The sequence below is a fragment of the Streptomyces sp. NPDC030143 genome, from assembly GCF_055573695.1.
This window is the reverse complement of record NZ_JBVIAY010000020.1, coordinates 114,014-139,871: the sequence shown is the minus strand read 5'-3', so window position 1 is coordinate 139,871 and position 25,858 is coordinate 114,014. Positions and strand designations below refer to the sequence as shown.

At 73.3% G+C, this 25,858-nt stretch carries 28 protein-coding genes and 1 riboswitch; of the genes, 15 read left to right on the top strand and 13 right to left on the bottom strand.

The annotated features are described in order from the left end of the window. Positions 1 to 64 precede the first annotated feature (64 nt). From ACZ4YY_RS29045 to ACZ4YY_RS29010, 8 genes are all read right to left on the bottom strand, one after another. Complete coding sequence (locus tag ACZ4YY_RS29045) at positions 65 to 1,663, bottom strand: alpha/beta hydrolase (RefSeq protein WP_468296657.1); 1,599 nt, start codon at positions 1,661 to 1,663, stop codon at positions 65 to 67. Between the two features lie 138 nt (positions 1,664 to 1,801). Next, positions 1,802 to 2,554: an urease accessory protein UreD gene (locus tag ACZ4YY_RS29040; protein WP_468296654.1), complete on the bottom strand. Its 753-nt coding sequence runs from the start codon at positions 2,552 to 2,554 to the stop codon at positions 1,802 to 1,804. Between the two features lies 1 nt (position 2,555). Continuing rightward, entirely contained in the window at positions 2,556 to 3,233 is a 678-nt protein-coding gene (ureG, locus tag ACZ4YY_RS29035) for an urease accessory protein UreG (protein ID WP_468296650.1), read from the bottom strand. 410 nt (positions 3,234 to 3,643) lie between these two features. Then, positions 3,644 to 4,318: an urease accessory protein UreF gene (locus ACZ4YY_RS29030; protein ID WP_468296647.1), complete on the bottom strand. Its 675-nt coding sequence runs from the start codon at positions 4,316 to 4,318 to the stop codon at positions 3,644 to 3,646. Then, on the bottom strand, positions 4,318 to 6,039 hold the full coding sequence (locus ACZ4YY_RS29025) for an urease subunit alpha (RefSeq protein WP_468296644.1): 1,722 nt from the start codon (positions 6,037 to 6,039) through the stop codon (positions 4,318 to 4,320). The genes ACZ4YY_RS29030 and ACZ4YY_RS29025 overlap by 1 nt, the downstream gene beginning before the upstream one ends. Then, on the bottom strand, positions 6,032 to 6,343 hold the full coding sequence (locus ACZ4YY_RS29020; RefSeq protein ID WP_384005961.1) for an urease subunit beta: 312 nt from the start codon (positions 6,341 to 6,343) through the stop codon (positions 6,032 to 6,034). Before ACZ4YY_RS29020 ends, ACZ4YY_RS29025 begins: the two co-directional genes overlap by 8 nt. A 10-nt stretch (positions 6,344 to 6,353) precedes the next feature. Continuing rightward, positions 6,354 to 6,656, bottom strand: coding sequence for an urease subunit gamma (locus ACZ4YY_RS29015; protein ID WP_067256018.1), 303 nt, complete (start codon positions 6,654 to 6,656; stop codon positions 6,354 to 6,356). A gap of 126 nt (positions 6,657 to 6,782) precedes the next feature. After that, on the bottom strand, positions 6,783 to 7,415 hold the full coding sequence (locus ACZ4YY_RS29010; RefSeq protein ID WP_468296639.1) for a TetR/AcrR family transcriptional regulator: 633 nt from the start codon (positions 7,413 to 7,415) through the stop codon (positions 6,783 to 6,785). A gap of 127 nt (positions 7,416 to 7,542) precedes the next feature. Here ACZ4YY_RS29010 and ACZ4YY_RS29005 point away from each other — a divergent pair, with 127 nt between their 5' ends. Continuing rightward, a complete protein-coding gene (locus ACZ4YY_RS29005; protein ID WP_468296637.1) occupies positions 7,543 to 8,562 on the top strand; it encodes an ABC transporter permease in 1,020 nt (339 codons plus the stop codon). Positions 8,563 to 8,589: 27 nt separating this feature from the next. Here ACZ4YY_RS29005 and ACZ4YY_RS29000 read toward each other — a convergent pair whose 3' ends face one another. Then, on the bottom strand, positions 8,590 to 8,868 hold the full coding sequence (locus ACZ4YY_RS29000; RefSeq protein WP_468296634.1) for a type II toxin-antitoxin system Phd/YefM family antitoxin: 279 nt from the start codon (positions 8,866 to 8,868) through the stop codon (positions 8,590 to 8,592). A 63-nt stretch (positions 8,869 to 8,931) separates the two neighbouring features. On the opposite strand from ACZ4YY_RS29000, the gene ACZ4YY_RS28995 reads away from it, so the two are divergent. From ACZ4YY_RS28995 to ACZ4YY_RS28985, 3 genes are all read left to right on the top strand, one after another. Continuing rightward, positions 8,932 to 9,573, top strand: coding sequence for an ATP-dependent Clp protease proteolytic subunit (locus tag ACZ4YY_RS28995; protein WP_468296631.1), 642 nt, complete (start codon positions 8,932 to 8,934; stop codon positions 9,571 to 9,573). A gap of 7 nt (positions 9,574 to 9,580) precedes the next feature. Beyond that, positions 9,581 to 9,889: a hypothetical protein gene (locus ACZ4YY_RS28990; protein WP_468296628.1), complete on the top strand. Its 309-nt coding sequence runs from the start codon at positions 9,581 to 9,583 to the stop codon at positions 9,887 to 9,889. A gap of 416 nt (positions 9,890 to 10,305) precedes the next feature. Next, a riboswitch (cyclic di-AMP (ydaO/yuaA leader) is annotated at positions 10,306 to 10,447 on the top strand. Positions 10,448 to 10,450: 3 nt separating this feature from the next. Further along, positions 10,451 to 10,924, top strand: coding sequence for a C40 family peptidase (locus tag ACZ4YY_RS28985; protein WP_468296625.1), 474 nt, complete (start codon positions 10,451 to 10,453; stop codon positions 10,922 to 10,924). Between the two features lie 98 nt (positions 10,925 to 11,022). Here the strand turns inward: ACZ4YY_RS28985 and ACZ4YY_RS28980 are convergent, their stop codons facing one another. Further along, on the bottom strand, positions 11,023 to 11,481 hold the full coding sequence (locus ACZ4YY_RS28980) for an ATP-binding protein (protein WP_468296622.1): 459 nt from the start codon (positions 11,479 to 11,481) through the stop codon (positions 11,023 to 11,025). A gap of 213 nt (positions 11,482 to 11,694) precedes the next feature. Between ACZ4YY_RS28980 and ACZ4YY_RS28975 the strand changes: the two genes are divergently transcribed. Next, positions 11,695 to 12,561: a helix-turn-helix domain-containing protein gene (locus ACZ4YY_RS28975; protein ID WP_468296619.1), complete on the top strand. Its 867-nt coding sequence runs from the start codon at positions 11,695 to 11,697 to the stop codon at positions 12,559 to 12,561. Positions 12,562 to 12,570: 9 nt separating this feature from the next. Beyond that, positions 12,571 to 12,813 (top strand): DUF397 domain-containing protein, encoded by a 243-nt coding sequence (locus ACZ4YY_RS28970; protein ID WP_468296616.1) that lies wholly within the window; start codon positions 12,571 to 12,573, stop codon positions 12,811 to 12,813. Here the strand turns inward: ACZ4YY_RS28970 and ACZ4YY_RS28965 are convergent. Further along, the gene (locus ACZ4YY_RS28965; RefSeq protein ID WP_468296613.1) at positions 12,794 to 13,921 is read right to left on the bottom strand and encodes an 8-amino-7-oxononanoate synthase; all 1,128 of its coding nucleotides are present in this window, start codon (positions 13,919 to 13,921) and stop codon (positions 12,794 to 12,796) included. The two genes, ACZ4YY_RS28970 and ACZ4YY_RS28965, sit on opposite strands and share 20 nt — an antisense overlap. A gap of 148 nt (positions 13,922 to 14,069) precedes the next feature. Between ACZ4YY_RS28965 and bioB the strand changes: the two genes are divergently transcribed. From bioB to ACZ4YY_RS28945, 4 genes are all read left to right on the top strand, one after another. After that, complete coding sequence (gene bioB / locus ACZ4YY_RS28960) at positions 14,070 to 15,230, top strand: biotin synthase BioB (protein WP_468296610.1); 1,161 nt, start codon at positions 14,070 to 14,072, stop codon at positions 15,228 to 15,230. After that, positions 15,223 to 16,503 (top strand): adenosylmethionine--8-amino-7-oxononanoate transaminase, encoded by a 1,281-nt coding sequence (locus ACZ4YY_RS28955; RefSeq protein WP_468296607.1) that lies wholly within the window; start codon positions 15,223 to 15,225, stop codon positions 16,501 to 16,503. The genes bioB and ACZ4YY_RS28955 overlap by 8 nt, the downstream gene beginning before the upstream one ends. 2 nt (positions 16,504 to 16,505) lie before the next feature. Beyond that, complete coding sequence (gene bioD / locus ACZ4YY_RS28950; protein ID WP_468296604.1) at positions 16,506 to 17,222, top strand: dethiobiotin synthase; 717 nt, start codon at positions 16,506 to 16,508, stop codon at positions 17,220 to 17,222. Between the two features lie 286 nt (positions 17,223 to 17,508). Beyond that, positions 17,509 to 18,198: a class I SAM-dependent methyltransferase gene (locus tag ACZ4YY_RS28945; protein WP_468296601.1), complete on the top strand. Its 690-nt coding sequence runs from the start codon at positions 17,509 to 17,511 to the stop codon at positions 18,196 to 18,198. A gap of 18 nt (positions 18,199 to 18,216) precedes the next feature. On the opposite strand, the gene ACZ4YY_RS28940 is transcribed toward ACZ4YY_RS28945, so the two are convergent. After that, on the bottom strand, positions 18,217 to 18,591 hold the full coding sequence (locus tag ACZ4YY_RS28940; protein ID WP_468296598.1) for a fic family toxin-antitoxin system, toxin component: 375 nt from the start codon (positions 18,589 to 18,591) through the stop codon (positions 18,217 to 18,219). Between the two features lie 4 nt (positions 18,592 to 18,595). Further along, a complete protein-coding gene (locus tag ACZ4YY_RS28935) occupies positions 18,596 to 18,868 on the bottom strand; it encodes a toxin-antitoxin system HicB family antitoxin (RefSeq protein WP_468296595.1) in 273 nt (90 codons plus the stop codon). A 138-nt stretch (positions 18,869 to 19,006) separates the two neighbouring features. Between ACZ4YY_RS28935 and ACZ4YY_RS28930 the strand changes: the two genes are divergently transcribed. The 5 genes from ACZ4YY_RS28930 to ACZ4YY_RS28910 all read left to right on the top strand — a co-directional run bounded on the left by ACZ4YY_RS28930 (position 19,007) and on the right by ACZ4YY_RS28910 (position 25,854). Beyond that, the gene (locus ACZ4YY_RS28930; protein WP_468296592.1) at positions 19,007 to 19,867 is read left to right on the top strand and encodes an ABC transporter ATP-binding protein; all 861 of its coding nucleotides are present in this window, start codon (positions 19,007 to 19,009) and stop codon (positions 19,865 to 19,867) included. A gap of 4 nt (positions 19,868 to 19,871) precedes the next feature. Then, a complete protein-coding gene (locus ACZ4YY_RS28925) occupies positions 19,872 to 22,439 on the top strand; it encodes an ABC transporter permease (protein ID WP_468296589.1) in 2,568 nt (855 codons plus the stop codon). Positions 22,440 to 22,893: 454 nt separating this feature from the next. Next, a complete protein-coding gene (locus ACZ4YY_RS28920) occupies positions 22,894 to 23,322 on the top strand; it encodes a GNAT family N-acetyltransferase (RefSeq protein ID WP_468296586.1) in 429 nt (142 codons plus the stop codon). 187 nt (positions 23,323 to 23,509) lie between these two features. Further along, entirely contained in the window at positions 23,510 to 24,844 is a 1,335-nt protein-coding gene (locus tag ACZ4YY_RS28915; RefSeq protein WP_468296583.1) for a hemolysin family protein, read from the top strand. Then, the gene (locus ACZ4YY_RS28910) at positions 24,841 to 25,854 is read left to right on the top strand and encodes a hemolysin family protein (protein WP_468296577.1); all 1,014 of its coding nucleotides are present in this window, start codon (positions 24,841 to 24,843) and stop codon (positions 25,852 to 25,854) included. The genes ACZ4YY_RS28915 and ACZ4YY_RS28910 overlap by 4 nt, the downstream gene beginning before the upstream one ends. Positions 25,855 to 25,858: the final 4 nt, after the last annotated feature.

The following is a 25,858-nucleotide window of genomic DNA, read 5'->3' as shown; positions in this document are numbered from 1 at the left end:
CCCGCGACGACGGTGAGGGGCGGCCGGTACGATCCGGCCGCCCCTCGTCGTCGTACGGCGGAGCCTACGGCTTGGGCGTGGCGTGCGGGGCGCAGGTCACGTCCGCGGTGTCCAGCTCGCCGGTGAGGAGGTAGGCGTCGACCCGGGTGTTGACGCAGGGGTTGACCAGGCCGGTGACGCCGTGGGAGCCCGCGTCCCGCTCGGTGATCAGACGGGAGCCCTTGAAGCGCTGGTGCAGTTCGACGGCGCCCTCGTAGGGGGTGGCCGCGTCACGCTCGGACTGCACGATCAGCACCGGCGGCAGATTCCTGTGGGTCGTGACGTCCACCGGGGTCTGCTGCTTGGCCGGCCAGAAGGCACAGGGCAGGTTCATCCAGGCGTTGGCCCAGGTCATGAACGGGTGGTCCTTGTGCAGCCGGGTGTTGTCGCGGTTCCACGTCCGCCAGCTGGTCGGCCACTTCGCGTCGGTGCACTCGACGGCCGTGTAGACGGCGTTGCCGTTCTCGGCGGTGGCGTTGCCGACGGTGTCCGTCAGGTCCGGCGCGGCCGCGTCCACGAGGGCCTGGGGGTCACCGGCGAAGTACTTGCTGAAGGCGGTGGCGACCGGCACCCACGAGGAGTCGTAGTACGGGGCACTCTGGAAGAAGGAGATCAGCTCGGCCGGGCCGACGACCCCGCCGAGGGGGCTCTTCTTGGCGGTGGCGCGCAGGGCGAGCCACTTGGCCTGGACGGCGGCCCGGGTGGTGCCGAGGTGGAAGGTCGCGTCGTTGGCGGCGACCCAGTCCTGCCAGTCCTTCCAGCGGCCCTCGAAGGCGACGTCCTGGTCAAGGTTGGCCTGGTACCAGATCTTCTCGCGGGACGGGTTGACGACGCTGTCCACGACCATCCGGCGGACGTGGCCCGGGAACAGCGTGCCGTAGACGGCACCGATGTACGTGCCGTAGGAGACGCCGAGGAAGTTGAGCTTCTTCTCGCCGAGGGCGGCGCGGATGACGTCCAGGTCCCGCACGGTGTTCGGCGTCGTCATGTACGGCAGCATCTCGCCGCTGCGCTCGTCGCAGCCCTCGGCGTACTCACGGGCCAGCTTGATCTGGGCCAGCTTGTCGGCCTCGCTGTCCGGCACCGGGTCGGCCTTGGGCGCCTTGACGAACTCCTGCGGGTCGGCGCAGGAGATGGGCGCGGACTTGCCGACGCCGCGCGGGTCGAAGCCCACGAAGTCGTAGGCCTTGGCGACGTTGGCCCATACGGGCGCCTTGGTGACCACGCGGCGCGGGAAGCGCAGTCCGGAGCCGCCGGGGCCGCCGGGGTTGTAGAGGAGGGCGCCCTGGCGCTCCCCCTTGGTACCGGTGTTGCCGATGCGGTCGACGGCGAGCTTGATCTGCTTGCCGTAGGGCTTGGCGTAGTCGAGCGGCACGGTGACCCAGCCGCACTGGATCGGCTTCTCCAGGCCCCAGTCGGCGGGACAGTCCTGCCAGTCGATGCCGGCCTTCGCGGCGCGCTCCGCGGCGACGGCGGCGCCGCGCATCTCCCGGTCCTGACCCGGACGGCCGCTGGTCGCGCTCGCCGTGGGCGCGGCGAGCGCGCCGGCCATCAGGGTCGCGGCGACGAGTGCGCCGGCCGAACGGATCGCGGCGGTACGCCTGTTCGGTCGTATGTCCCTCAAGTGGGGCCCTTCCCATAGTCGTTACACAGGTACGGGGATCCTTGCTGCTGTGAGGTTCCTGAGAACAGGTCTCGCCGGCCTTCTTTGCCAATCCGATAACCGGAGAGGTTCGTACCGCTGACCGGATGGAGGGGCGGATCACCCCAGGGACGCGAGGGCCTCGTCCAGCACACGCCGCAGCCGCAGCCCGTCCGCCGCGACGGCGGTCACCAGGGCGGCGGGGCCGGCGAGCGGCATCAGCGCGGCGCTCTCCCCGACGATCCGTGCGCTCACCGGCTGCTCGGCGAACCCGGGTCGTACGACGAGGAGTTGCCCCAGGGCCCGGTGCCCGGCCAGGACGGCGGGCCCGTCCCAGCCGCCGGGGGCGCCCGCTCCGCAGGCCACCTCCTGGTCGAGCAACACCTGTCCGCCGACCCGCACGACGAGCCGGCTGGTGAGCCGCCCGGACTCCTCCCCGGCCCGCCCGAGCACCTGCTCCTCCCGCAGCACGGCCCGCGCCCCGCGGGCGAGGTCGACGCGGGTGGTGACGTACAGCTCGCTGCCGCGCGCGCAGATCAGCGGCTCGGGCAGCCAGTGCAGTTCCCCTCCCTCGGCGACGTCGAGGCGCAGGTCGTAGCGCGCCTCGTCCTTGGTCTGCCCGGGCAGGCCGATGGTGGCGGCGGCCGAGCCGACGCGCAACCGGGCGCCCGGCTCGACGTGCGCCTCCACCGCGAAGCGGTCACCACCGAGCGGCCCGCTCATCGCGCCGACGAGCATGACGTGCGCCTCGGCGCCACGGGCACGGGTGCGGCGCAGCGCGAGCGGCCCGTCGCTTTCCAGGACGGGCAGGCAGGTGCCCCCGCGACCGTCCTCGCGCGCCCGGATCCGCGCGGTGGCGTGCACGCCGCTCATGTCAGGCCGTCCAGGCGGCGAGCTGTGCCCGTACCCAGGCGGCGACGTCCCGCACACCGCTCTCGCCGCGCAACGACTGGAAGACCACGGGGAGTTCGGCGCGCTGTGCCTTGGCGTCGGCGGCCATCCGCGCGAGGTCGGATCCGACGTACGGCGCGAGGTCGGTCTTGTTGACGACGAGCAGGTCGGCGGTGGTGACGCCGGGACCGCCCTTGCGCGGGATGTCGTCGCCGCCGGCGACGTCGATCACGAAGATCTGTGCGTCCACGAGCCCCTTGGAGAAGGTGGCGGTGAGGTTGTCGCCACCGGACTCGACGAGGATCAGGTCGAGCGGCCCGACCTCGTCCTCCAGGTCCTCCACCGCCTCGAGGTTGGCGGAGATGTCGTCGCGGATCGCGGTGTGCGGGCAGGCGCCCGTCTCGACGGCCGTGATCCGCTCGGGCGGCAGCACGGCCTCCCGCAGCAGGAACTCGGCGTCCTCACGGGTGTAGATGTCGTTGGTGACGACGGCGAGGGAGAGGTCGTCCCGCAACGCCCGGCACAGCGCCGCCACGGTGGCGGTCTTCCCCGATCCCACGGGCCCACCGAGCCCGATCCGCAGGGCACGCCGGGACCCGTCGGCGCGGCGGGCGTCGGCACTGAGCGCCGGGGCGGCGTCGTGGGAGTGGTCGAGATGCATGTGCGGCTCCTTCACTGGCGGGCCGGGGCGGTGGGCCCGGGCGGGGACTGCGGACGGGCCCGTCGGGGTCGGGGACGGGGTGGGGGGACGGACGGAGTGCTCGGTGGGTCGCGGGGGCTGCGTCCCCGGTGGGTGTGAGGGCGCGCCCCTCGTGGTGTGGGGGCGCACCCCCTGTGGTGAGGTCGCGCAGCCCCTGGCGGGATGCGGCGGCCGAGCGGGGGGTCCGGGCGAGGTCGGGGGGTGCGGCCCCGCCGGGGTGCCGGACCACCCGCGCCTGGGGTGCGGAGGCGGTACCGCGGACGGGGTGCGGGGGCGCGGCCCTGGCGGGGTGGTGCTCGCCCTGCCGAGCCGGGCGGGCGGGCAGGAGGCGGGGACGCCTCGGCGGCGACCTCGGCCTCGCTCTCGGCCTTTCACGAGGCGAACAACCGCACCGCCCACCCGGCATGCGCCTGCGCGCCGATCTCCAGCAGGGGCGCGGACGCGGACGGAAGCATGTCGATCCCCTCGGTGAGCGCCCGGTGCGCCGCGTCCGTCGCCCGGTCCGCGACCCGGTCCAGTTCCGGTGCCAGCCGGGCGAGGACGCCGGTCGCGTCGAACGGGTCGAGGCTCAGCAGCCGTACCGTCGCGGTCGCGGGCCCGCTCACGCTCTCGTACGCCGCGCAGTGGGCGGCCTCCGACGCGCCGAGACCGGCCGCCCGCGCCGCGAGCCCGAGCACCACGGGCTGATGCGCTCCCTTGGGGAACGCGCCTGCCAGGGAGTCGAGTTCGACGGACGGCCAGGCCGCCCGCGCCGCCCGCGTCAGCTGCCGGCCCAGCCTGCGCGCGGCGGCCCGCAGAGCGGGTGACGGCGTACGGGCGTCGGCGGCGGCGTCGAGGGCCACGGGGTCCGCGCCGAGCGCGGCGGCCGCGGCGAGGGCGGCCGAGACCAGCCCCGCCGTGTGCAGCCGCCCACGGCAGAAGCCCTCCAGGCTCTCCGCCCCGGTGATCCGTCCCGCCTTCACGGCTTCCTCCGCCCCGCCCGAGTGCGCGTGCCCTCCGGCGGGGAAGCGGCCGTCGGCCAGGACGAGAAGCGCTGCCCGGGACATCAGAAGAGGAAGTAACGCTGGGCCAGGGGCAGTTCGGCGGCGGGGGTCGCCTCCACCAACTCCCCGTCGATGTGCACGGCGAAGCTGTCCGGGTCGATCCGTACCCGCGGCCGGGCGTCGTTCTCCCGCATGTCGGCCTTGGTCACCTCGCGCGTGGAGTCGATGGCGACGAAGCGCTTGCCGAGCTGCAACCGCTCCGGCAGCCCGTCCTCGATGGCCAGCGGAGCCACGAAGTTGAACGAGTTCGAGGCGGGCGCCCGCCCGATCGCCCCGAACATCGGCCGCGGCAGGATCGGCTGGGGGGTGGGGATGGAGGCGTTGGCGTCGCCCATCTGCGCGTACGCGATCTGCCCGCCCTTGAGGACGAGGTGCGGCTTGACGCCGAAGAACGCCGGTTCCCACAGCACGAGGTCGGCGAGCTTGCCGCTCTCGACGGAGCCGATCTCCCGGGCGAGCCCCTGCGCGAGGGCCGGGTTGATCGTGTACTTGGCGACATAGCGTCGTACGCGGTGGTTGTCCGCGCGCCCGTCGCCGGGCAGGGCGCCCCGCCGCCGCTTCATGACGTGGGCCGTCTGCCAGGTCCGCAGGATCACCTCGCCGACGCGGCCCATGGCCTGTGCGTCGGAGGAGATGATCGAGATGGCGCCCAGGTCGTGCAGGACGTCCTCCGCGCCGATCGTGGACGGGCGGATGCGGGACTCGGCGAAGGCCAGGTCCTCGGGGACCGCCGGGTTGAGGTGGTGGCAGACCATCAGCATGTCGAGGTGTTCCTCGGCGGTGTTGACGGTGTACGGGCGGGTCGGGTTGGTCGAGCTGGGCAGCACGTGCGGCTCGGAGACGACGGTCATGATGTCCGGCGCGTGCCCGCCGCCCGCGCCCTCGGTGTGGTACGCGTGGATGCCGCGTCCGGCGATCGCGGCGAGCGTGTCGCCGACGAACCCGGCCTCGTTCAGCGTGTCGGTGTGGATGGCGACCTGGATCCCGGTGCGGTCGGCGACGGTCAGGGACGCGTCGATGACGGCCGGGGTGGACCCCCAGTCCTCGTGCAGCTTCAGACCCAGCGCGCCGCCCCGGATCTGCGAGAGCATCGCCTCGTGCGAGACGGTGTTGCCCTTGCCGAGGAAGCCGATGTTGAGCGGGTGGTGCTCCATCGCCTCCAGCATGCGGGCAAGATGCCAGGGGCCCGGTGTCACCGTCGTCGCCTTCGATCCCTCGGCGGGCCCGGTGCCGCCGCCGACCAGCGTGGTGACGCCCGACGCCAGCGCCTCGTCGGCGATCTGCGGGCAGATGAAGTGGACGTGCGCGTCGACCGCGCCGGCCGTGATGATCCGCCCGTTGCCCGCGATGACCTCGGTCTCCGGCCCGATGACGAGGTCCGGGTGCACCCCGTCCATGGTGTCGGGGTTGCCCGCCTTGCCGATGCCGGTGATCCGGCCGTCGCGGATGCCGACGTCGGCCTTGACGATCCCCCAGTGGTCGATGATCACCGCACCGGTGACGACGGTGTCCGGGGTCCCCTCCGCGCGTGTGGCGCGCGCCTGGCCCATGGACTCGCGGATGACCTTGCCGCCGCCGAACACGGCCTCGTCGCCGGCGAGTCCTGGGCCGCCGGAACGGTCCTCCTCGATCTCGACGACCAGATCGGTGTCGGCGAGCCGGATGCGGTCGCCGGTGGTGGGGCCGAACAGGTCGGCGTACGCGGCGCGCGAGATCTCAGGCATCGAGGGCACCTCCGGTCTCCCCGCGCAGCCCGGGCACGACGCGGGCGCCGGCCAGCGGGACGAGTTCGACGTCGACGGGGATCCCGGGCTCGAAGCGCACGGCGGTGCCGGCGGCGACGTTCAGCCGCTTGCCGCGCGCCGCGGCGCGGTCGAACTCCAGACCGGGGTTCGCCTCGGCGAAGTGGTAGTGGGAGCCGACCTGGACGGGCCGGTCGGCGGCGTTGAGGACGGTGAGCCGGGTGACCTCGCGGCCCTCGTTGTAGACGATCGGGTCCTCGGCGAAGAGGATCTCTCCGGGAATCATCGAGGCCCTCTCAGACGATCGGGTCGTGGACGGTGACGAGCTTGGTGCCGTCCGGGAAGGTCGCCTCGACCTGGACGTCGTGGATCATCTCGGGGATGCCCTCCATGACGTCGTCCCTGGTGAGCAGCTTGCGGCCGGAGGCCATGAGTTCGGCGACGGTCCGGCCGTCCCGCGCGCCCTCGAGGATGTGCGCCGTGATGAGGGCCACGGCCTCGGGGTGGTTGAGCCGGAGCCCGCGGGCCCGGCGCTTCTCGGCGACGTCGGCCGCCACATGGATCAGCAGCCTCTCCTGCTCGTGCGGGGTCAGTTGCACGTCCCACCTCACCTCTCGCTCCGGACCGTGCGGGGTCCGGTTGCCGCGGCCACGGGGCAAAGTCCCTGGTGGCGTGGAGGGGCAGGCTAGTTGCGGTGCATTTCGCGCACGTTAACCAAGCTGTGATCACCCGGCGTCCGGCCGCGGGTCCGACATGGTCGTCAGCGCGCGCAGGCCGTCGCGCAGGACGTCCACCGGGGCGGGCCCGAACAGGGACTGCTGGGCGATGAAACCGAGGACGGCGGCGATCATCGTGCGGGCCACGTGGTCGGTCGGGACGTCGGAGCGCATCAGGCCGGCGTCCTGGTAGGCCTGCACGATCCGCCCCCAGGCCGCGCGGACCGAGGCGTAGCCCTCGCCCAGGACGGCGGCGAGTTCTGGGTTGCGGGGGATCTCCGACCACACCTGGACGACCAGGCGCGGGAAGGCGGGGGCGCCGTCGAGGACGAGCGACTCGCGCAGCTCGAGGACCCGGCCGAGGACGGAGCCGACGAGTCGGTCGGGCGGCGGGGGCGGAGTCTGCCCGGCAGCCTCCTCGAAGGCCGCCCGTACCTCCCCCAGCACCTCGGAGACGATCGCGGCGATCAGTTCGTCCTTGCCGCTGAAGTAGCGGTACACGGCTCCGGCCGAGAGGTCGGCCTCCTTCAGGACGTCCTGCATCGACGTGGCGTGGAAGCCGTTGCGGGCGAAGCACAGCGCGGCGGCGTCGAGGATCTGCCGCCGGCGGGCGTCGAGGTGGGCCTGGGATACGCGTGCCATGGCCCCAATTTAAAACGAACGTTCCTTCTTGACAAGCCCCGCCCTCCCGGCGCACGGTGGTGGCGCATCGAAAACGAACGATCCTTCTTTTTCGTCGGCCCTCTTCTTCTCGACCCGGGAGACTCCCATGTCCGCAGCCTCCGCCGCCCCGCCCCGGACACCCGCCGGGCGCGCGACCGCGGTCGTCGTCCTGCTCGTGCCGCTCCTCGCGGCCCTGGCCCTGTGGGCCTTCGCCTGGCCGGCCGCCCGCACCGCACCCCACGACCTGCCGCTCGGCGTGGCGGGACCCACCACCGCCGCCGCCCAGGTGGAGCAGCGGCTGCGGCAGCATGAGGGTGCCTTCGAAATCCACCGCTACGCCGACGAGGCGGCGGCCCGCGCCGCGATCGAGGACCGGACGGTCTACGGCGCCGTGGTCGTCACGCCTCAGGGCCCGAAGCTGCTGACCGCGTCGGCCGCGAGCCCCTTCGTCGCCCAGGTGTTGCAGCAGGCGGTGACCCGGCAGGCCGCCGCGGACGGCGGCGAGGTGCGCACGGTGGACGTCGTCGCCACGCCGCGGAGCGACCCGCGGGGCGCGGCGCTGAACGCGAGCGTGCTGCCGCTGGCGCTGGCCGGCCTCGTGACGGGCGCCGCCGTCACCCTGCTGGGCCTGCGCGGCGGACGGGCCGTCGCCGCGCTCGTCGGGGCGGCGGCGCTGGTGGGCATGGTCGCCACGGCGCTCGCGCACACCTGGCTCGGAGCGCTGACCGGGAACTGGTGGGCGGAGGCCGCGACGCTCGGCCTGTCGACGCTGGCGGTGAGCGCGGCCGTGGCCGGGTGCGCCGCCCTGCTCGGTCCGGTCGGCATCGGCCTGACGGCCTTCGTGGTGATGTTCCTCGGCAACCCGTTCTCGGGCGCGGCCACGGCCCCGCAGATGCTGCCCGAGCCGGCCGGGGCGATCGGTCAGTGGATGCCGCCGGGGGCGGGCACGACGCTGGTGCGCTCGGTGGCGTTCTTCGACGGCGCGGCGGCGACCGGCCCGCTGCTGACCCTCGTGTGGTGGGCCGCGCTGGGCCTCGGGGCGGTCCTGCTGGGCAGGGCGCTCAGGCGTCAGCGCCGTGCGACCCCGGCACCCGCCGGGGGCCGCGAGGCCGCGCTCGCCGACTGACGGCCGCCCGAGGTGCCGGCCCCTCGGTCAAGAGGGGTTCGGCCCCCGGTGTTCCGCGGTGATCCCGAACCGGCGCTGTCCCCGAGGGGCGGACGCGACGTCCCGGACGCCGGAGACGGAGCGGACCACCGGCTCCTCGGCGGGCGCGTCGAGCGCGTCGAGCCGCTCCAGGTCGGCGGCGGAGACGAGGGCGACGAGGGGCTTGCCGTGTCGCGTCACGACGACGCGCTCACCGCCGTACACCACGCGGTTGATCAGGTCGGCGAGTTCAGCCCTGGCTTGCGTCACCGGAATCTCGTAGGCCATGACCCCATTCTAACGTCACGTACATCCTGTACATTTTTTACAGACGCCGAAGGAGGGGTTCCCATGGCCCGACCGTCCGCCCACGCACGCCACGTCCTGCCCGAGTTCACCGAACGCACCGGCTCGGGGCAGCGGACGCTGGATCCGTACTCCAGGCTCCTCGAGGAACGGATCGTCTTCCTCGGGACGCCGATCGACGACACCGCGGCCAACGACGTGATGGCCCAGCTCATGTACCTGGAGCACAGCGCCCCCGAGCGGGACATCTCGCTGTACGTGAACTCCCCTGGCGGCTCGTTCAGCGCGATGACCGCCGTCCACGACACGCTCCGCTACGTCACCTGCGACATCGAGACGGTCTGCCTGGGTCGGGCGGGCACGTCCGCCGCCGTCCTGCTCGCCGCGGGCACCCCGGGCAAGCGCCACGTCCTGCCGGGCGCGCGCGTGGTCCTGGGCCAGCCGGCGCTGCCGGAGCCGGTGCGGGGCCGGACCGGCGACCTGGCCGTCCAGGCCGGGGAACTGGCCCGCACCCGCGCCCTCCTGGAGGAGATGCTCGTACGGCACACCGGGCGCAGCCCGGAGCAGGTGAGCGCCGACATCGAGCGCGACCTGATCCTCGACGCCCATCAGGCGGTGGAGTACGGCCTGGCGGACCGGGTCATGCCGGCCCGTCGGGTGACCGGCACCGCGCCGGACGCGAGGTGACCCTCCGATGCTGCCTCCCGAGCTGCCGCCGCTGCCCGCGCTGACGCGGGCCGAGGCCGAGCTGATCGACCGTTACCTCGAGGTGGTCGACCTGCTGGGCCGGATCAACCCCGCCCGCCACGGAGACACCTACCGCGGACTGCGTGCCGCCCAGGCGCTGGTGGGCCGGGTGACCGCCCTGCGCGACGCGCTGACGCTGATGCACCAGCGCGGCGAGAGCGAGGTGCACGCGCCCACGCTCGCGCGGGCGCTGCGCGTCCTGGACGGCGAGCGACGCACGGCGCGCGTCACGGTTCCGCCGCTCTCCGACAGTTGACGCGGCGCGCGTCCGGCCCGGTCGGTCGCGTGACGGGCGCGCCGTCCGGCCCGGGGTTGAAACGGGCTGAACGGCTTACCTCCGTTCGGTGTAGATCTGACTGCTGTTCCGGGCCCTCACGGGTTGCGCGACACCCCCGCGTCTTGGGTGGAACTCAGGGTTCCGCCGCTGGTCGGAGGCCTTATGCGACCTTGACATCTGATCGAACATCAGGGTGTCCACCCGAACGGGTGAGTGGTGAGTAAGCCCACAAATCCCCGATTCCATTGGGATTTTCGGACATCCGTGAGCCAAGATCCGTGACTGACGACAAGCCCCCGCCACAAGCGGCGGGGCGGTCCGGGCGGACGCCGAGTCCTGCCGCCGCCCGGATGACCGGTCGACAGAAGTGCATCGGCAGGAGTGGAGGACCCAAGCACGACGGGTCGCCGGAACGGTCATCCCCGCGGGGAGGCGCCGGGCCGAGCAGCCCTTGGGGTGAAGCCGCGTCAGCGGCCGGGCAACTTCGCCAGCCCGAATCCGACAGGTCATCCTTCACAGGCGGCTGACGAAGGGTTGCGCATGACTGCGCTGAATCGTGTCCCGTCGCTCATGGCCCGGGCCGGTACGGCCTCGGCGTTCGCCATCGCCGCCGTGGGCGCCTCGGTCGTGGTGCCGGGTGTCGCCTCCGACGCCGCGGCCGTGACTCCCGCGACGAAGGCCCTCCAGATCGCCGCGTCCAAGAAGGGTGCGCCCTACAAGTACGGCGCCACCGGACCCAACCGGTTCGACTGCTCGGGCCTCACGCTGTACTCGTACAAGAAGGCCGGCAAGACGCTGCCGCGGACGGCCGCCCAGCAGTACAACAAGACCCGTCACATCTCGGCGGGCAGCCGCAAGGCCGGTGACCTCGTGTTCTTCCACTCGGGGTCGAACGTCTACCACGTGGGCATCTACGCCGGTCACAACAAGATCTGGCACTCGCCGAAGACCGGGGACGTGGTGCGTCTGCAGAAGATCTGGACCAAGAGCGTCTGGTACGGACGGGTCAGGTGACCCTCCGGGGCGGTGCCGGCGGACCTTGACACGCCGTCACCGCCCCGGTTGCCGGGCGAAGCCCCTACCGCGCGCGGCCGCTGCCGTCCGGGCGCGGGTCAGGGCTCCTGCTGGCCCGCCGCCGTCACCGGCTCCGCCGGGACCGCCCACGGCAGTTCGATGAAGACGGTCTTGCCGCCCTCGCGCGTGGGCCGCACGCGCAGCTTGCCGCCGCACTCGGCGGTCAGCCAGCGGATGATCACCATGCCCCGGCCGTTGTCCTGCTGGACGGCGGCCGGCAGGCGTTTGGGGAAGCGCGGGTGGCTGTCGGTGACACCGATGCGCAACTGTTCGTCACGGTCGAGCACGACGTCCACCGTGAAGGTGGGTGACTGCCCGAAGGTGTGCTGTACGGCGTTGGTGGCGAGTTCGGAGACGATGAGCCGGATGGTGTCGGCCACCTCCGTGTCGGCCGGCAGGCCCCATTCCCCGAGGGTGCTCAGCACATAGGCGCGGGCGGTGGACACCGAGGCGGGTTCGCTCGGCAGAGTGACGGATGCTTCCAGATGGTCTGCCATGGCGACGTCGTCCCTTTCCCACGGGACCGCGGTCCGACACGGAGCGGATGGTTCGAGTACGGTCCCGGACTGGTGCTTCGCCGCCAGAGTGCCATCACCCCGCCGGTCACGGGTGGCGATCCACCAGGATGTGCATATATCTGTCGCCCGATGCGGTGAACTCCGCTACGGCAGGACGTATGCGGACGGCTCGGAGGGAGTAAGGAGACGCGCATGCAGCACGGTCCCGCGGTGCGCCGCCGGAAGCTGGGCGCAGAACTGCGGGCGCTGCGTGCCCGCGCGGGCCTCACCAGCGGCGAGGCGGCCCGGCTCGTGGGCTGGCACCAGTCGAAGGTGAGCCGGATCGAGACCGGCACGAGCGGCACGAAACCGGCCGATGTGCGGTTACTCCTCGACGCCTACGGCGTGGAGGACACCCAACTGCGCGGAGTCATGCTGGCCCTGGCGGGCTCCGACGGTGACGGCGGCGGTGGACGCGACCACTGGTGGCACGCCTACCGCGGGGTGCTGCCGCCGACCTACCGGGACTTCATCAGCCTGGAGTCGCAGGCGAGCGCCATGCGGACGCTGGAGACGACCGTGGTGCCGGGACTGCTCCAGACCCCCGAGTACGCCCGCGCGGTGACGCGGGCCGCCGTGGAGGGCGTCGACGAGGACCGGCTGGACACGCTGGTGGAGGTGCGGCTGGCCCGCCAGTACGTCCTGCGCGCCGATCCGCCGCTGGAGCTGAACGCGGTGCTGGACGAGGCGGTGCTGCGCCGGGAGGTGGGCGGTCCCGAGGTCATGGCCCGCCAGCGGGATCGGCTGGTGGAGGCGGCACGACTGCCGCAAGTCACCCTGCAGGTGCTGCCGTTCACGGCCGGGGCACACATCGGCGTCACCGGCCCTTTCGTTATCTTCTCATTTTCGATCACATCTGATCTGGATGTGGTTGTTCTCGACCACTTGACGAGTAGCCTCTATCTCGAGCGGAAAGAAGACCTCCGGGTCTACCGGGAGGCCTTCGACAACCTTCGGGCGCACGCCCTCTCGCCCGAGGACTCACTGGACTACATCGCCGCGACAGGTGACGGCGCGTAGGGAGGCACCATGACCGCACTGCCTCGGAACGTCCCCTCCAGCACCGGAGCGCGGGACTCCCACGATCCCCCCGCCCTGCGATGGCTGCGCAGCAGCTACAGCACGGGAGCCAACAACTGCGTCGAGACGGCCCGCCCGACCACCGGTCCCTGGGCCGGTCTGCTCGCCGTACGCGACTCCAAGGACCCGGCCGGCCCCGCCCTGCTCTTCTCCCCCGAGAGCTGGACGGGTTTCACGGCCGCGTTCCGCTGATCACCCGGACGGCACGTTCGATCTGTGCCTCGGACAGGTCCGCGCGGGCGGTCAGCCTCAGGCGCGAGACGCCGTCGGGCACGGAAGGAGGACGGAAGCAGCCCACGGCCAGGCCTGCCGCCCGGCAGTCCGCCGCCCAGCGCACGGCCCCCTCCGCGGAGGGGGCGCGCACGGAGACGACAGCGGCGTCCGGACGTACCGCTGCCAGGCCCGCGGCCGTCAGGCGCGCGTGCAGCTCGTCCGCCACCGCCCGCGCGCGTGCCGCCCGTTCCGGCTCGCGGCGCAGCAGCCCGAGGGCCGCCAGGGCGGCGCCCGCCGCCGCCGGGGCGAGCCCGGTGTCGAAGATGAACGTACGGGCGGTGTTGACCAGGTGGTCGATCACCCGCGCCGGGCCGAGCACCGCTCCGCCCTGGCTGCCCAGCGACTTGGACAGCGTGACCGTGACGACGACGTCGTCCGCGCCCGCGAGACCCGCCGCGTACGGGGCGCCCCGCCCGCCGTCGCCGAGGACGCCGAGCCCGTGGGCGTCGTCGACGACCAGCCCGGCGCCGTGCTCCCGGCACGCCCCGGCGAGGGCGGCCAGCGGGGCGGCGTCGCCGTCCACGGAGAAGACCGTGTCGGAGACCGCGACGGCGGGACCGTCGTGCGTGCCGAGCGCCTTGCGCACGGCGTCGGGGTCCGCGTGGGCGACGACCTGGGTCGTGCCGCGGGCCAGCCGGCAGCCGTCGATCAGGGAGGCGTGGTTGCCCGCGTCGGAGACGATCAGGGAGCCGTGCGGGGCCAGCGCGGTGACCGCGGCCAGGTTGGCCGCGTACCCGGAGGAGAGGACGAGCGCCGCCTCGGCACCGCAGAAGGCGGCCAGCTCGCGCTCCAGCCCGGTGTGCAGCTCGGTGGTGCCCGTGACGAGCCGGGACCCGGTCGCCCCGCCGCCCCAGGTCCGCGCCGCCCGGGCCGCGCCCTCGACGACCTCGGGGTGGCGGGCCAGCCCCAGGTAGTCGTTGCTCGCGAGGTCGAGGAGCGGCGAGTCGGCCGGGCGGGGGCGCAGGGTCCGTACGAGTCCGGCGCGGCGGCGCAGCTCCGCCTGCTCGTCGATCCAGCCGAACGCCATGGGTCCTCCGGTGCTTTTGTAGGTAGCGGACAGACCCTAGCGGCACGGCCCGCCACCCAGGGTGTGGCAATACCCACACCTCGAAGGGGGCGTGTTGTGCGATCCCTACCTTGGCCGCGAGCGGTTCCGTAGGACAGGATCGGCTCCCATGGACCTGCTGAACATGCTGGTGGACAAGGGGCTTCGGCGCGAGCTGCCGACCCGCGAGGAGGCGCTGGCCGTACTGGCCACGTCCGACGACGATCTGCTCGATGTGGTGGCCGCGGCCGGGAAGGTGCGCCGCCACTGGTTCGGGCGGCGGGTGAAGCTCAACTACCTCGTCAACCTGAAGTCGGGCCTGTGCCCCGAGGACTGCTCCTACTGCTCGCAGCGGCTGGGCTCGACGGCCGGGATCCTCAAGTACACCTGGCTCAAGCCGGACGAGGCCTCCGAGGCGGCGGCCGCCGGGCTGGCCGGCGGTGCCAAGCGGGTCTGCCTGGTGGCGTCCGGGCGCGGTCCGACCGACCGGGACGTCGACCGGGTCTCCGAGACCATCAAGGCCATCAAGGACCAGAACGAGGGCGTCGAGGTGTGCGCCTGTCTCGGCCTGCTCTCCGACGGCCAGGCGGAGCGGCTGCGCGAGGCGGGCGCCGACGCCTACAACCACAACCTGAACACGTCGGAGTCGACGTACGGGGACATCACGACGACGCACACGTACGCCGACCGGGTGGACACCGTCCACAAGGCGCACGCGGCGGGGCTGTCGGCCTGCTCCGGTCTGATCGCCGGCATGGGCGAGAGCGACGAGGACCTGGTGGACGTGGTCTTCTCGCTGCGCGAGCTGGACCCGGACTCGGTGCCGGTCAACTTCCTCATCCCGTTCGAGGGCACCCCGCTGGCCAAGGAGTGGAACCTCACCCCGCAGCGGTGTCTGCGGATCCTGGCGATGGTGAGGTTCGTCTGCCCGGACGTGGAGGTGCGCATCGCTGGGGGCCGCGAGGTGCATCTGCGGACGATGCAGCCGCTCGCCCTGCACCTGGCCAACTCGATCTTCCTCGGCGACTACCTCACGAGCGAGGGCCAGGCCGGCCGGGCCGACCTGGAGATGATCGCGGACGCCGGGTTCGAGGTGGAGGGCGCCGACCAGGTGACGCTGCCGGAGCACCGCGCCGCCGAGGGCTGCGGCGGCGGGGGCTGCGGGGCGCAGGACGGCGGCGAAGGGGGCGGGGTGTGCGGTACGGCTCCGGCCACCGCCCACGAGGCCCGTACCGACCTGGTCGCCGTCCGCCGCCGGGGCGCCGGGACGGATCTCGCGCCCAATGCCTGATCCGGACGTGAGCGCGCTGCTGGAGCTGGACCGGCGGCACGTGTGGCATCCGTACGGCCCCATGCCCGGCCGGGTCGAACCGCTCGTCGTTCAGTCGGCGAGCGGGGTCCGGCTGCGGCTCGCCGACGGCTCCGGCGAGTTGGTCGACGGCATGTCGTCGTGGTGGTCGGCGATCCACGGCTACAACCACCCGGTGCTGAACGAGGCGGCGCGCGGGCAGTTGGGGCGCATGAGCCATGTGATGTTCGGCGGGCTCACCCACGAGCCCGCCGTACGACTGGCGAAGCGTCTTGTCGACATGTCGCCCGACGGTCTGGAGCACGTGTTCCTCGCCGACTCGGGGTCGGTGTCGGTCGAGGTCGCGGCCAAGATGTGCCTGCAGTACTGGCGTTCGCTGGGCCGTCCGCGCAAACAGCGACTGCTGACCTGGCGCGGCGGCTACCACGGCGACACCTGGCAGCCGATGTCGGTGTGCGACCCCGAGGGCGGGATGCACGAACTGTGGACCGGGGTGCTGCCCCGCCAGCTCTTCGTGGACCCGCCCCCGGTCGCGTACGAGGAGGCGTACGCCGAGCGGCTGCGGGCCGCGGTCGAGCGGCACGCGGACGAACTGGCCGCGGTGATCGTGGAGCCGGTCGTGCAGGGCGCGGGCGGCATGCGGTTCCACTCCCCCGCGTACCTGCGGGTGCTGCGCGAGGCGTGCGACGCCCACGACGTGCTGCTGGTGTTCGACGAGATCGCGACCGGGTTCGGCCGTACGGGCGCGTTGTTCGCGGCGGAGCACGCGGCGGTGACCCCGGACGTGATGTGCGTGGGCAAGGCACTGACCGGCGGATATCTGACGATGGCGGCCACGCTGTGCACCGCGCGGGTGGCGGACGGCATCTCACGGGGCGAGGTGCCGGTGCTGGCGCACGGTCCGACGTTCATGGGCAACCCGCTCGCGGCGGCCGTCGCCTGCGCCTCGATCGACCTGCTGCTCGGGCAGGACTGGCTCGCGGAGGTCGAGCGGATCGAGAGGGGCCTGCGCGAGGGGCTGGCGCCGGCCCGCGAACTGCCGGGCGTGCGGGACGTACGAGTCCTCGGCGCGATCGGCGTCGTCCAGCTGGACCACGCCGTCGACATGGCGGCCGCCACCCGGGCGGCGGTACGCGAGGGCGTCTGGCTGCGGCCGTTCCGCGACCTGGTGTACACGATGCCGCCGTACGTCACCGACGACGCGGACGTGGCACGGATCGCGCGCGCGGTGTGCGCGGCGGCGCGGGAGGGGTGAGCATGCCGATCCTGGTGATCACGGGGACGGGCACGGAGGTCGGCAAGACCGTCACGACCGCGGCCCTCGCGGCGGCGGCGCTGGCGGCGGGCCGGACGGTGGCGGTCCTCAAGCCCGCCCAGACCGGTGTGGGGCCGCGCGAGCGCGGGGACGCCGACGAGGTGGCGCGGCTCGCGGGGGCCGTGACCGCGACCGAACTCGTCCGATATCCCGACCCGTTGGCGCCGGCGACGGCGGCCCGCCGGGCGGGCCTGGCACCGGTGCGTCCGCGCGAGGTCGCCGAGGCCGCCGCCGGGCTGGCCGCCGAACACGACCTGGTGCTGGTCGAGGGGGCGGGCGGGCTGCTCGTGCGTTTCGACGACACCGGGTCGACCCTGGCCGACGCGGCGGAGCTGCTGCGCGCGCCGGTGCTGGTGGTGGCCTCCGCCGGTCTGGGCACGCTGAACACGACCGAACTGACCGCCCGTGAACTGCGCTCGCGCGGGCTGGAGTTGCTGGGCGTCGTCATCGGCGGCTGGCCCGAGGCGCCGGACCTGGCAATGCGGTGCAACGTCAGCGACCTGCCGGAGGTCGCCGGCGCCCCGCTGCTCGGGGCGCTGCCGTTCGGCGCCGGGTCCCTCGCCCCAGCCGACTTCCGCACGGCGGCGCCGGGGTGGCTGGCGCCGCGGCTGGACGGGACGTGGGAGGCGGAGGCGTTCCGGGCGGGGGCGGCGCCGTAGGGGCGCCGGTCCCGTCCGCGGGGGCCGGTGTTCCGCGGCCCCCGGGACGCCGCTCTCGTCATCAGGGGAGCCGCGACTCGGTGACCGACCCGGAGATCTCGGCGCCGTCGAGCGGGGCGGCCGACGTCGGCGGCGGCCGTGTCCCGCACACCGACGGCGACACGGACCCGGGCACCTACCCCACGACGTCCTCCGGTGACGTCCGGTCCGTGCGGCGTGGCAGGGGTGCGACGGGCCCGTACGGGGGAGAATTCCGGGTAGGCCCGTCCTGCCCCGGGAGGTAGCCATGCCGCCACGGTCCATCGGTTCCGGCAGGGTGTCCGGTGATCCCGTCCACCATCCTCTGTTCGCCCGTTGCTACGCCCGGCTCAGTGTGGCCGCGGAGACCCGCGTGGGCCTGGGCGGACTGCGCGAGCGGCTGCTCGCCGGGCTCTCGGGCCGGGTCATCGAGATCGGTGCGGGCAACGGCCTGAACTTCACGCACTACCCGGGTGCCGTCTCGGAGGTCGTCGCGATCGAGCCGGAGCGCACGCTGCGCGGGCTGGCCCGGGAGACGGCCCTGCGGGCCGAGGTGCCGGTCGACGTCGTCCCGGGGACGGCGGAGGCGCTGCCGGTCAAGAGCGAGGCCTTCGACGCGGCGGTGTTCTCCCTGGTGCTGTGCAGTGTGCGGGACGTGCCGCGCACCCTGGCGGAGGTGCGGCGGGTGCTGCGGCCCGGGGCCGAGGTGCGGTTCCTGGAGCACGGCCGGGGCGGCGGCCGGGCGATGAGGTTCACCCAGCGCGCGCTGGACCGGACGGTGTGGCCGTACCTCGGCGGCGGCTGTCACCTCTCCCGCGAGCCGGTCCGGGCGCTGCGCGAGGCCGGGTTCGCGCTGGGCCCGTACCGGAGCCTGGTGCTGCCGGAGAGGGGGCCGAGGCTGCCGGTGTCGTACTGGGTGCTGGGCACGGCCTGGCGGCCGGCGGACGACGGGGACTGACCGGCGCGGGCGCGCGGTTCACCGGCTCCACTGGCGCAGTTCCCGCGCGATGTCGTCCACCGAGGCCTCACCGCTCTTGACCAGGCGCGCCAGGTCGCGGACCTGCTCGGGCGAGGTGAGGACCTTGACGCCGCTGGCCACCAGGTAGGCGTAGGCGACGGAGCAGGCGAAGAGGGCGTTCGAGCGCTCCAGGGCCGGGACGTGCAGGAGGAGTTGGAGCAGCGAGGCGGCGCGGGCGTGCGGGGTGTCGTAGACGGGGACGTCGAAGATCTCGGCCTGGTGGCGGGCCACGGCGGCGACCAGGGCGCCCCAGTCGGTGACCTGGGGGTCGCCCGGTGTCCTCTGTTCGGCGAGCATCAGCAGCCAGGCGAGGTCGATGCGGAGGTCGCTCAAGGGTTCAGCGGCGACCTTCGTGCGTGCCGGTCTCGCGCGGGGAGCCCTCGCCCGGTCCGCCTTCGCGTTCCGCGCCGAACTCCTGGGCGAAGAGGGTCTCGTACTCCTTCATGAAGTCGGCGGCGGCCTCGACGAACGAGTGGCCGGCCTCCCCGGTGTCCTGTCGGACCAGCTCCTCGATGTAGCGGTTGACGCTCATGCCGCGCGCCGTGGCGCGTTCACGGGCCGCCCGGGCCGTGCCCTCGTCGACGCGTACGTTCAGCTGGGTCTTCGCCATACTCCGAAGCTAGCGCCGATGCGCTAGCACCGGCAAGGCCGGACCGGTGACCGAAAAGGGATACCGGGTGTGCGCCCAGTCACACTACTCTCGGCCGGTACGACGAGTCGGCACGTCCCCCTGAGCGAGGAGGCGGTCTTGTCCACACCTGCCGCGCGGCACGCCCCCGGTTCGGTCCCGGCCGACGGCACGGCGGCCCGCGCCCGCGGTCTGACGAAGGCGTACGGGTCGGGCGAGACCACGGTCCTCGCGCTGGACTCGGTCGACGTGGACATCGTGCGCGGTCGCTTCACCTCGGTCATGGGGCCGTCGGGTTCCGGCAAGTCCACGCTGATGCACTGTCTGGCCGGGCTCGACACGGTCTCGGCCGGGCAGGTGTGGCTCGGCGACACCGAGATCACGGCGTTGAGGGAGCGGGAGCTGACCCGGCTGCGGCGGGACCGGATCGGGTTCATGTTCCAGTCGTTCAACCTGATCCCGACGCTGAACGCGGCCGAGAACATCACCCTGCCCATGGACATCGCGGGCCGGAAGCCCGACCGCGCGTGGCTGGACCGGGTGATCGACACGCTGGGGCTGCGGGACCGCCTGCGGCACCGGCCGTCCCAGCTGTCCGGCGGCCAGCAGCAGCGGGTGGCCTGCGCCCGGGCGCTGGCCTCCCGGCCCGAGCTGATCTTCGCCGACGAGCCGACCGGCAACCTGGACTCCCGGGCCGGCCTGGAGGTCCTCTCCTTCCTGCGCGAGGCCGTCGACACGCTGGGCCAGACGGTGGTGATGGTGACCCACGATCCGGGCGCCGCCGCCCATTCCGACCTGGTGCTCTTCCTCGCGGACGGGCGGATCGTGGACGAGATGGCGCGGCCGACGGCGGAGTCGGTGCTGGAGCGGATGAAGCTCTTCGACCCTACTCGAGACCGGACCGACCGCGCCTCCACCGCGAGCCCTGCCACCACCGCCAGCCCTGTCACCACCGGAAGCCCTGCCACCGAGGAGGAGTGACCCGGTGCTGAAGACCACGCTGCGCAGTTTCCTCGCCCACAAGGGAAGGCTGGTGCTGTCCGCACTGGCCGTCGTGCTGTCGGTGGCCTTCGTCGCGGGCAGCCTGATCTTCTCCGACACGGTGACCCGCACCTTCGACCGGCTCTTCGCGTCCACGTCGGCCGACGTGGCGATCGAGCCCCGGGACGACCTGAACGCCTCCGTGCCCACCGGCGCGGCGCGCACCCTGCCCGCGGGCCTCGCCGAGCGGGTGGCCCGCGTCGACGGGGTCGCCTCGGCCCATGCCGACGTGAGCGTGGAGAACATCACCGTCGTCGACGGCGACAACGAGTCCGTCGGCCCGACCACCGGCGCGCCCACCGTCGCCGGCGACTGGTACGTCACCGACCGCAGCGCGGTGCAGCTGACCTTCGGGCGCGCCCCGCGCGGCGCCGCCGAGGCGCTGCTGGACGCCGACACCGCCGAGAAGAAGGACGTGGAGATCGGTGACGCCCTGACGGTGATGGCCCAGCCGGGTTCGTTCCGGGTGCGGGTCGTCGGCATCGTCACCTTCCGCACCACCAACCCGGGCGCGGCCCTGGTCCTCCTCGACCCCGAGGTCGCCGCCGTGCGGCTGCTGGGCTCGGCGGACAGGGCCACGGCCGTCTCCGTCGACGCGGCACCGGGGGTGAGCGACGCCGAGCTGAAGCGCCGCGTCACCGCCGCCCTCGGGTCCGGCCCCTACGACGTGCGGACCGCCGACGAGCAGGCGAAGTCGGCGGCGGAGCAGCTCGGCGGCTTCCTCGACGTCGTGAAGTACGTGATGCTCGGCTTCGCCGGGATCGCCGTGCTGGTGGGCGTGTTCCTGATCGTCAACACCTTCTCGATGCTGATCGCCCAGCGCACCCGGGAACTGGGCCTGCTGCGCGCCCTGGGCGCCGACCGCCGTCAGGTACGGCGCTCGGTGCTCACCGAGGCGGTGCTGCTGGGCCTGGTCGGCTCGACGCTCGGCCTCGCGGCCGGCATCGGGCTGGCGGCCGGGCTGATCCGGCTGATGAGCGCGTTCGGCATGAATCTCAGGACCGCCGAGATGGTCGTCGGCTGGGCCACCCCCGTCGCGGCGTACGCCGTCGGTGTCGGCGTCACCTTCGTGGCCGCGTATCTCCCCGCCCGGCGGGCGGCGGCCGTGTCGCCGATGGCGGCGCTGGCCGACGCCGACGTCGCCGGCGTGGGGCGCCCGCTGAGGGCGCGCGCCGTGGTCGGGTCGGCCGTCGGGGTGCTGGGCGTGGCCGCGCTCGTGGGCTGCGTGACCGCGTCGGAGACGTCGGCGGCGGCGTCCCTGCTGGGCCTCGGCGTCGTCCTCACGCTCGTCGCGACCGTCGTCGCCGGTCCCCTGCTGGCGCGGCCGGTGATCCGGGTGCTGGGGGCGGCCTTCCCGGCCCTGTTCGGCCCGGTCGGCCGGATGAGCCGGCGCAACGCCCTGCGCAACCCCCGCCGCACCGGCGCGACCGCGGCCGCGCTCATGGTGGGCCTGGCCCTGGTGGGCGGCATGTCGGTGGCGAGCGCCTCGATGGCGAAGTCCTTCGACCGGCAGATCGACGAGACGCTGGGCGCCGACTTCGTGATCCAGAACGCCAACTTCACGCCGTTCCCGCGGGAGGTCACCGACCGGGTCCGCGCCACGGAGGGCGTCGGCACCGTCGTACGGCAGCGTTTCGCGCCGCTCGCGGTGCGGCTGCCGGACGGCGAGCGGATCGAGACCACGGCCGCCGGGTACGACGACCGGGTGGACGAGGTCGCCCGTGTGACGTACGCGCACGGCGACACGGCGGCGGCGCTGGCCGACGGCGCGATCGGGATGGACGTCGGTTTCGCCGGGGAACACGGCGTGCGGGTGGGCAGCGTGCTCCCGGTCGAGTTCCCCGGCGGCCGGACGGTGTCGCTGCGGGTCGGCGCGCTCACCGACCAGGACGCCGCCGAGGGCTTCGGGATGCGGGGCGGCCTGTTCGTCGGCGTCGCGACCGTCGAGGCGTACGTGCCGGGCGGGCAGGACTCGGTGCTGTACGTCAACGCGTCCGCCGGCACCGACGCCGACCGGCTGCGGCCGGTGCTGGAGCGGACGCTCACACCGTATCCCCAGGTCCAGGTGCGGGACCAGGCCGACTACAAGGACCTGGTCCACGACCAGATCGCCGTGCTGCTGTACCTGGTGTACGCGCTGCTCGGGCTCGCGATCGTCATCGCGGTGCTCGGGGTGGTCAACACGCTGGCGCTGTCGGTGGTGGAGCGAACCCGCGAGATCGGGCTGCTGCGGGCCATCGGGCTGTCCCGGCGGCAGCTGCGCCGGATGATCCGGCTGGAGTCGGTGGTGATCGCCGTGTTCGGCGCGGTGCTCGGACTCGGGCTGGGGCTGGTGTGGGGTGTGTGCACCCAGCGGGTGCTGGCCCTGCAAGGCATGAAGGCGCTGGCCGTGCCGTGGGGGACGATCGCCGCGGTCGTCGTCGGATCGGCCGTGGTGGGTGTCGTGGCGGCGCTGCTGCCGGCGCTGCGCGCCTCACGCATGAACGTGCTGGCGGCCGTCGCGCACGAGTGAGGGGACGGCGGGCGACTCACGTCGCCCGGTACGGACGGCAGGAGCCCGGCGGACCCGGCGTACGCCCCGCACGCGGGACGACACCGCGAGCGGTCCCGCGTCCGGCCATGTCGTGCGTGATCTCAGCGGCCCGGTCGTGCGGCGCTGACGTCGGACGGCTCGGCCGACCGGCCCCGCCCGGGAGCCCCGTGGCGTACCGGGAGCGCCGGTGACACACCCGGGCCCGGCCGCCGACCACCATGCGGGCCGGACCCGGCCGATCCCCACGGGCCGGTGCGGCCCCCATGCCGGACGCAGCCTGTCCCCACGGGCCGGTGCGGCCCCACGCCGGACGCGGCGGCCCGGTGGCGGCCTCCCGGTCATGGCATCCCGGGTCGGGCCCGGCGGCCCGGTGGCGGCCGTCCGGATCGTGGAATGCCGGGTCCGGGCCCCGTCGCCGTGGTGGGATCGGCTCATGTCTGATCTGCGGATACGGGCCGCGACGCCCGAGGACCTCGACACCGTTCTGGCCTTCTGGAAGACCGCGGCCGAGGGGACGAGCATCAGTGACGACCGGGACGGCGTCGAGCGGCTGGTCGCCCGTGACCCGGAGGCGCTGATCCTCGCCGAGGAGGAGGACGGCGAACTGGTCGGCACGGTGATCGCCGGGTTCGACGGCTGGCGCTGTCATCTGTACCGGCTGGCGGTGCACCCGCGGCGGCGCCGCCGCGGCATCGCCTCTGCGCTGCTCGCCGCCGCCCAGGAACGGTTCGTACGGCTCGGGGGGCGGCGCGGGGACGCCATGGTGCTGACGGCGAACGAGACGGCGCACCATGCCTGGCATGCGGCGGGGTACACGCCCCAGGAGCAGTGGCGGCGCTGGGTGAAGCCGTTCGGCGGCTGAGCCCGGACCACCACCGCACGAGCCGCTTTACCGTTCCTTTACCATAGGGGTGACCGTGCGGACCGTACGGCACCCCGCCTCTTCCACGTCATGAAAGGTGTGAGCGTCCGCCCATGGGCGAGCCTCGCAGTACCCGCCGTCGCGCGGTCCCTCCTGCCCTGTCGGACCATGGGACGGGGGTGAACCGATGACGGAAGTGCTGCTTCTGCTGGTGGCGATCCTGCTGTCGCTCGCCTGCGGTGCCTTCGTGGCCGCGGAGTTCTCGCTGACCACGGTCGAGCGCGGCGAGTTGGAGCGGGCCGCGGAGCGCGGCGAGACGGGTGCGGCCGGCGCCCTCAAGGCGGTCCGCAACCTGACCTTCCAGCTCTCCGGCGCCCAGCTCGGCATCACCGTCACCAACCTGGTGGTCGGCATGCTCGCCGAGCCGTCGATCGCCAAGCTGATCTCCGGGCCGCTGGAGTCGGTCGGGCTGTCGCGCTCGACGGCTAGTTCGGTCGCGCTGGTGCTGGGCACGGCCCTGTCGACGGTGTTCCTGATGGTCGTCGGCGAGCTGGTGCCCAAGAACTGGGCGATCTCCGCGCCGCTGGCGGTGGCGAAGACCGTGGGCAACGCACAGCGCTGGTTCAGCGCCGCGTTCCGCCCCTTCATCACCCATCTGAACAACACCGCCAACCGGATGGTGCGCCGGCTGGGTCTGGAGCCCGCCGAGGAGCTGGCCTCCGCCCGCAGTCCGCAGGAGCTGGCCGCGCTCGCGCGCCACTCCGCCAAGCAGGGCGCCCTGGAGGCGGACACGGCCGAGCTGTTCGTGCGCACGCTCAACCTGGCCGACCTGACCGCGGAGAACGTGATGACCCCGCGCGTGCAGGTGATCGCCCTGGACGCCCAGGCGACCTGCGAGGACGTGGCCAACGCCACCAGGGCGACCGGACTGTCCCGGTTTCCCGTCTTCCGCGGCAGCCTGGACACGGTGGTCGGCACCGCCCACGTCAAGGACGTCCTGGCCGTCCCGGCGCACCGTCGCACCCGGGTGTCGGTCGCCGAGATCATGCGCGACCCCCTGCTGGTGCCCGAGTCGCTCACCGTGGACCGACTGCTGGACCGGCTGTCCGGCAAGCGGACCATGGCCGTGGTCATCGACGAGTACGGCGGTACCGCGGGCGTGGCGACGCTGGAGGACATCGTCGAGGAGGTCGTCGGCGAGGTCCGCGACGAACACGACCCGCACGAGACGCCCGACCTGGCCCCGGCCGGCGCGGACGACGACGGCCGCGTGCTCTACTCGGCCGACGGCGCCGCCCGCACCGACCAGCTCGTCCGCGTGGGCCTGCACGCCCCCGAGGGGCCGTACGAGACGCTCGCCGGTCTGGTCGCCACCGAACTGGGCCGCATCCCGGCCGTCGGTGACAGCCTCGAGGTCGCCGGCTGGCGGATGGACGTCGTCGACGCGTCCGGCCGCCGCGCCGCGCGCGTGCTGCTGCACGCCCCGCTCGACGACCCGTCCGAACAGGAGGCCGTGAAGTGACCGCCGTCCAGTTGCTGATCGGTCTTGCGACCCTGGTCGTCAACGCCTTCTTCGTCGGCGCGGAGTTCGCGCTGATCTCCGTACGCCGCTCCCAGATCGAGCCGTACGCCGAGCACGGCGACCGGCGCGCCAGGAGCGTGCTGTGGGGGCTGGAGCACGTGTCGGCGCTGATGGCGGCCGCCCAGCTCGGCATCACGCTGTGCACCCTGGTCCTCGGTGTCGTCGCCGAACCGGCGATCGCGCACCTGCTGGAGCCGGTGTTCCACGCGCTCGGTGTGCCCGAGGGCGCCGGACACGCGGTCTCCTTCGTGATCGCGCTGACCCTGGCGACGTATCTGCACATGCTGTTGGGCGAGATGGTCCCGAAGAACGTCGCGCTCGCCGAACCGGTGCGCAGCGCGCTGCTGCTGGGACCGCCGCTGGTGACGCTCTCGCGGGCTCTGCGCCCGGTGATCTTCGCGATCAACGCCTTCGCCAACGGCCTGTTGAAGCTCCTGCGGATCGAGGTCAAGAACGAGGTCACGGCCACGTTCTCCGACGCGGAGCTGGCGCAGATCGTCAGGGACGCCGGTGAGGCGGGTCTCCTGGACGACCGGGCCCAGGAGCGGCTGCACGACGCCCTGGAGCTGGGCCGCCGTCCGGTGCGGGACGTCGTCCTGCCGGTGGAGCGGGTGGTGTCCGCGCACGTGGGCATCACGCCGGACGAACTGGAGCGGCTGGCGGCCGGGACCGGGTTCTCCCGGTTCCCGGTGGTGGACGAGGGGCGTCGGATCGTCGGCTACCTGCACGTGAAGGACGCACTGGACGCCTCGCCCCGGGACGAGCCGTTCCGGGTGCGCGACCTGCGGCCCATCGCGCGCGTGCGGGGGACGACGCCGATGGACGACGTCCTCACCGCGATGCGCGGCAGCCGTACGCACCTGGCGGCTGTGCTCGGCTCCGACGGACGGCTGGCGGGACTGGTGACGATGGAGGACGTGCTGCGGGAGCTGTTCGGTCAGCGGGCCTGACCCG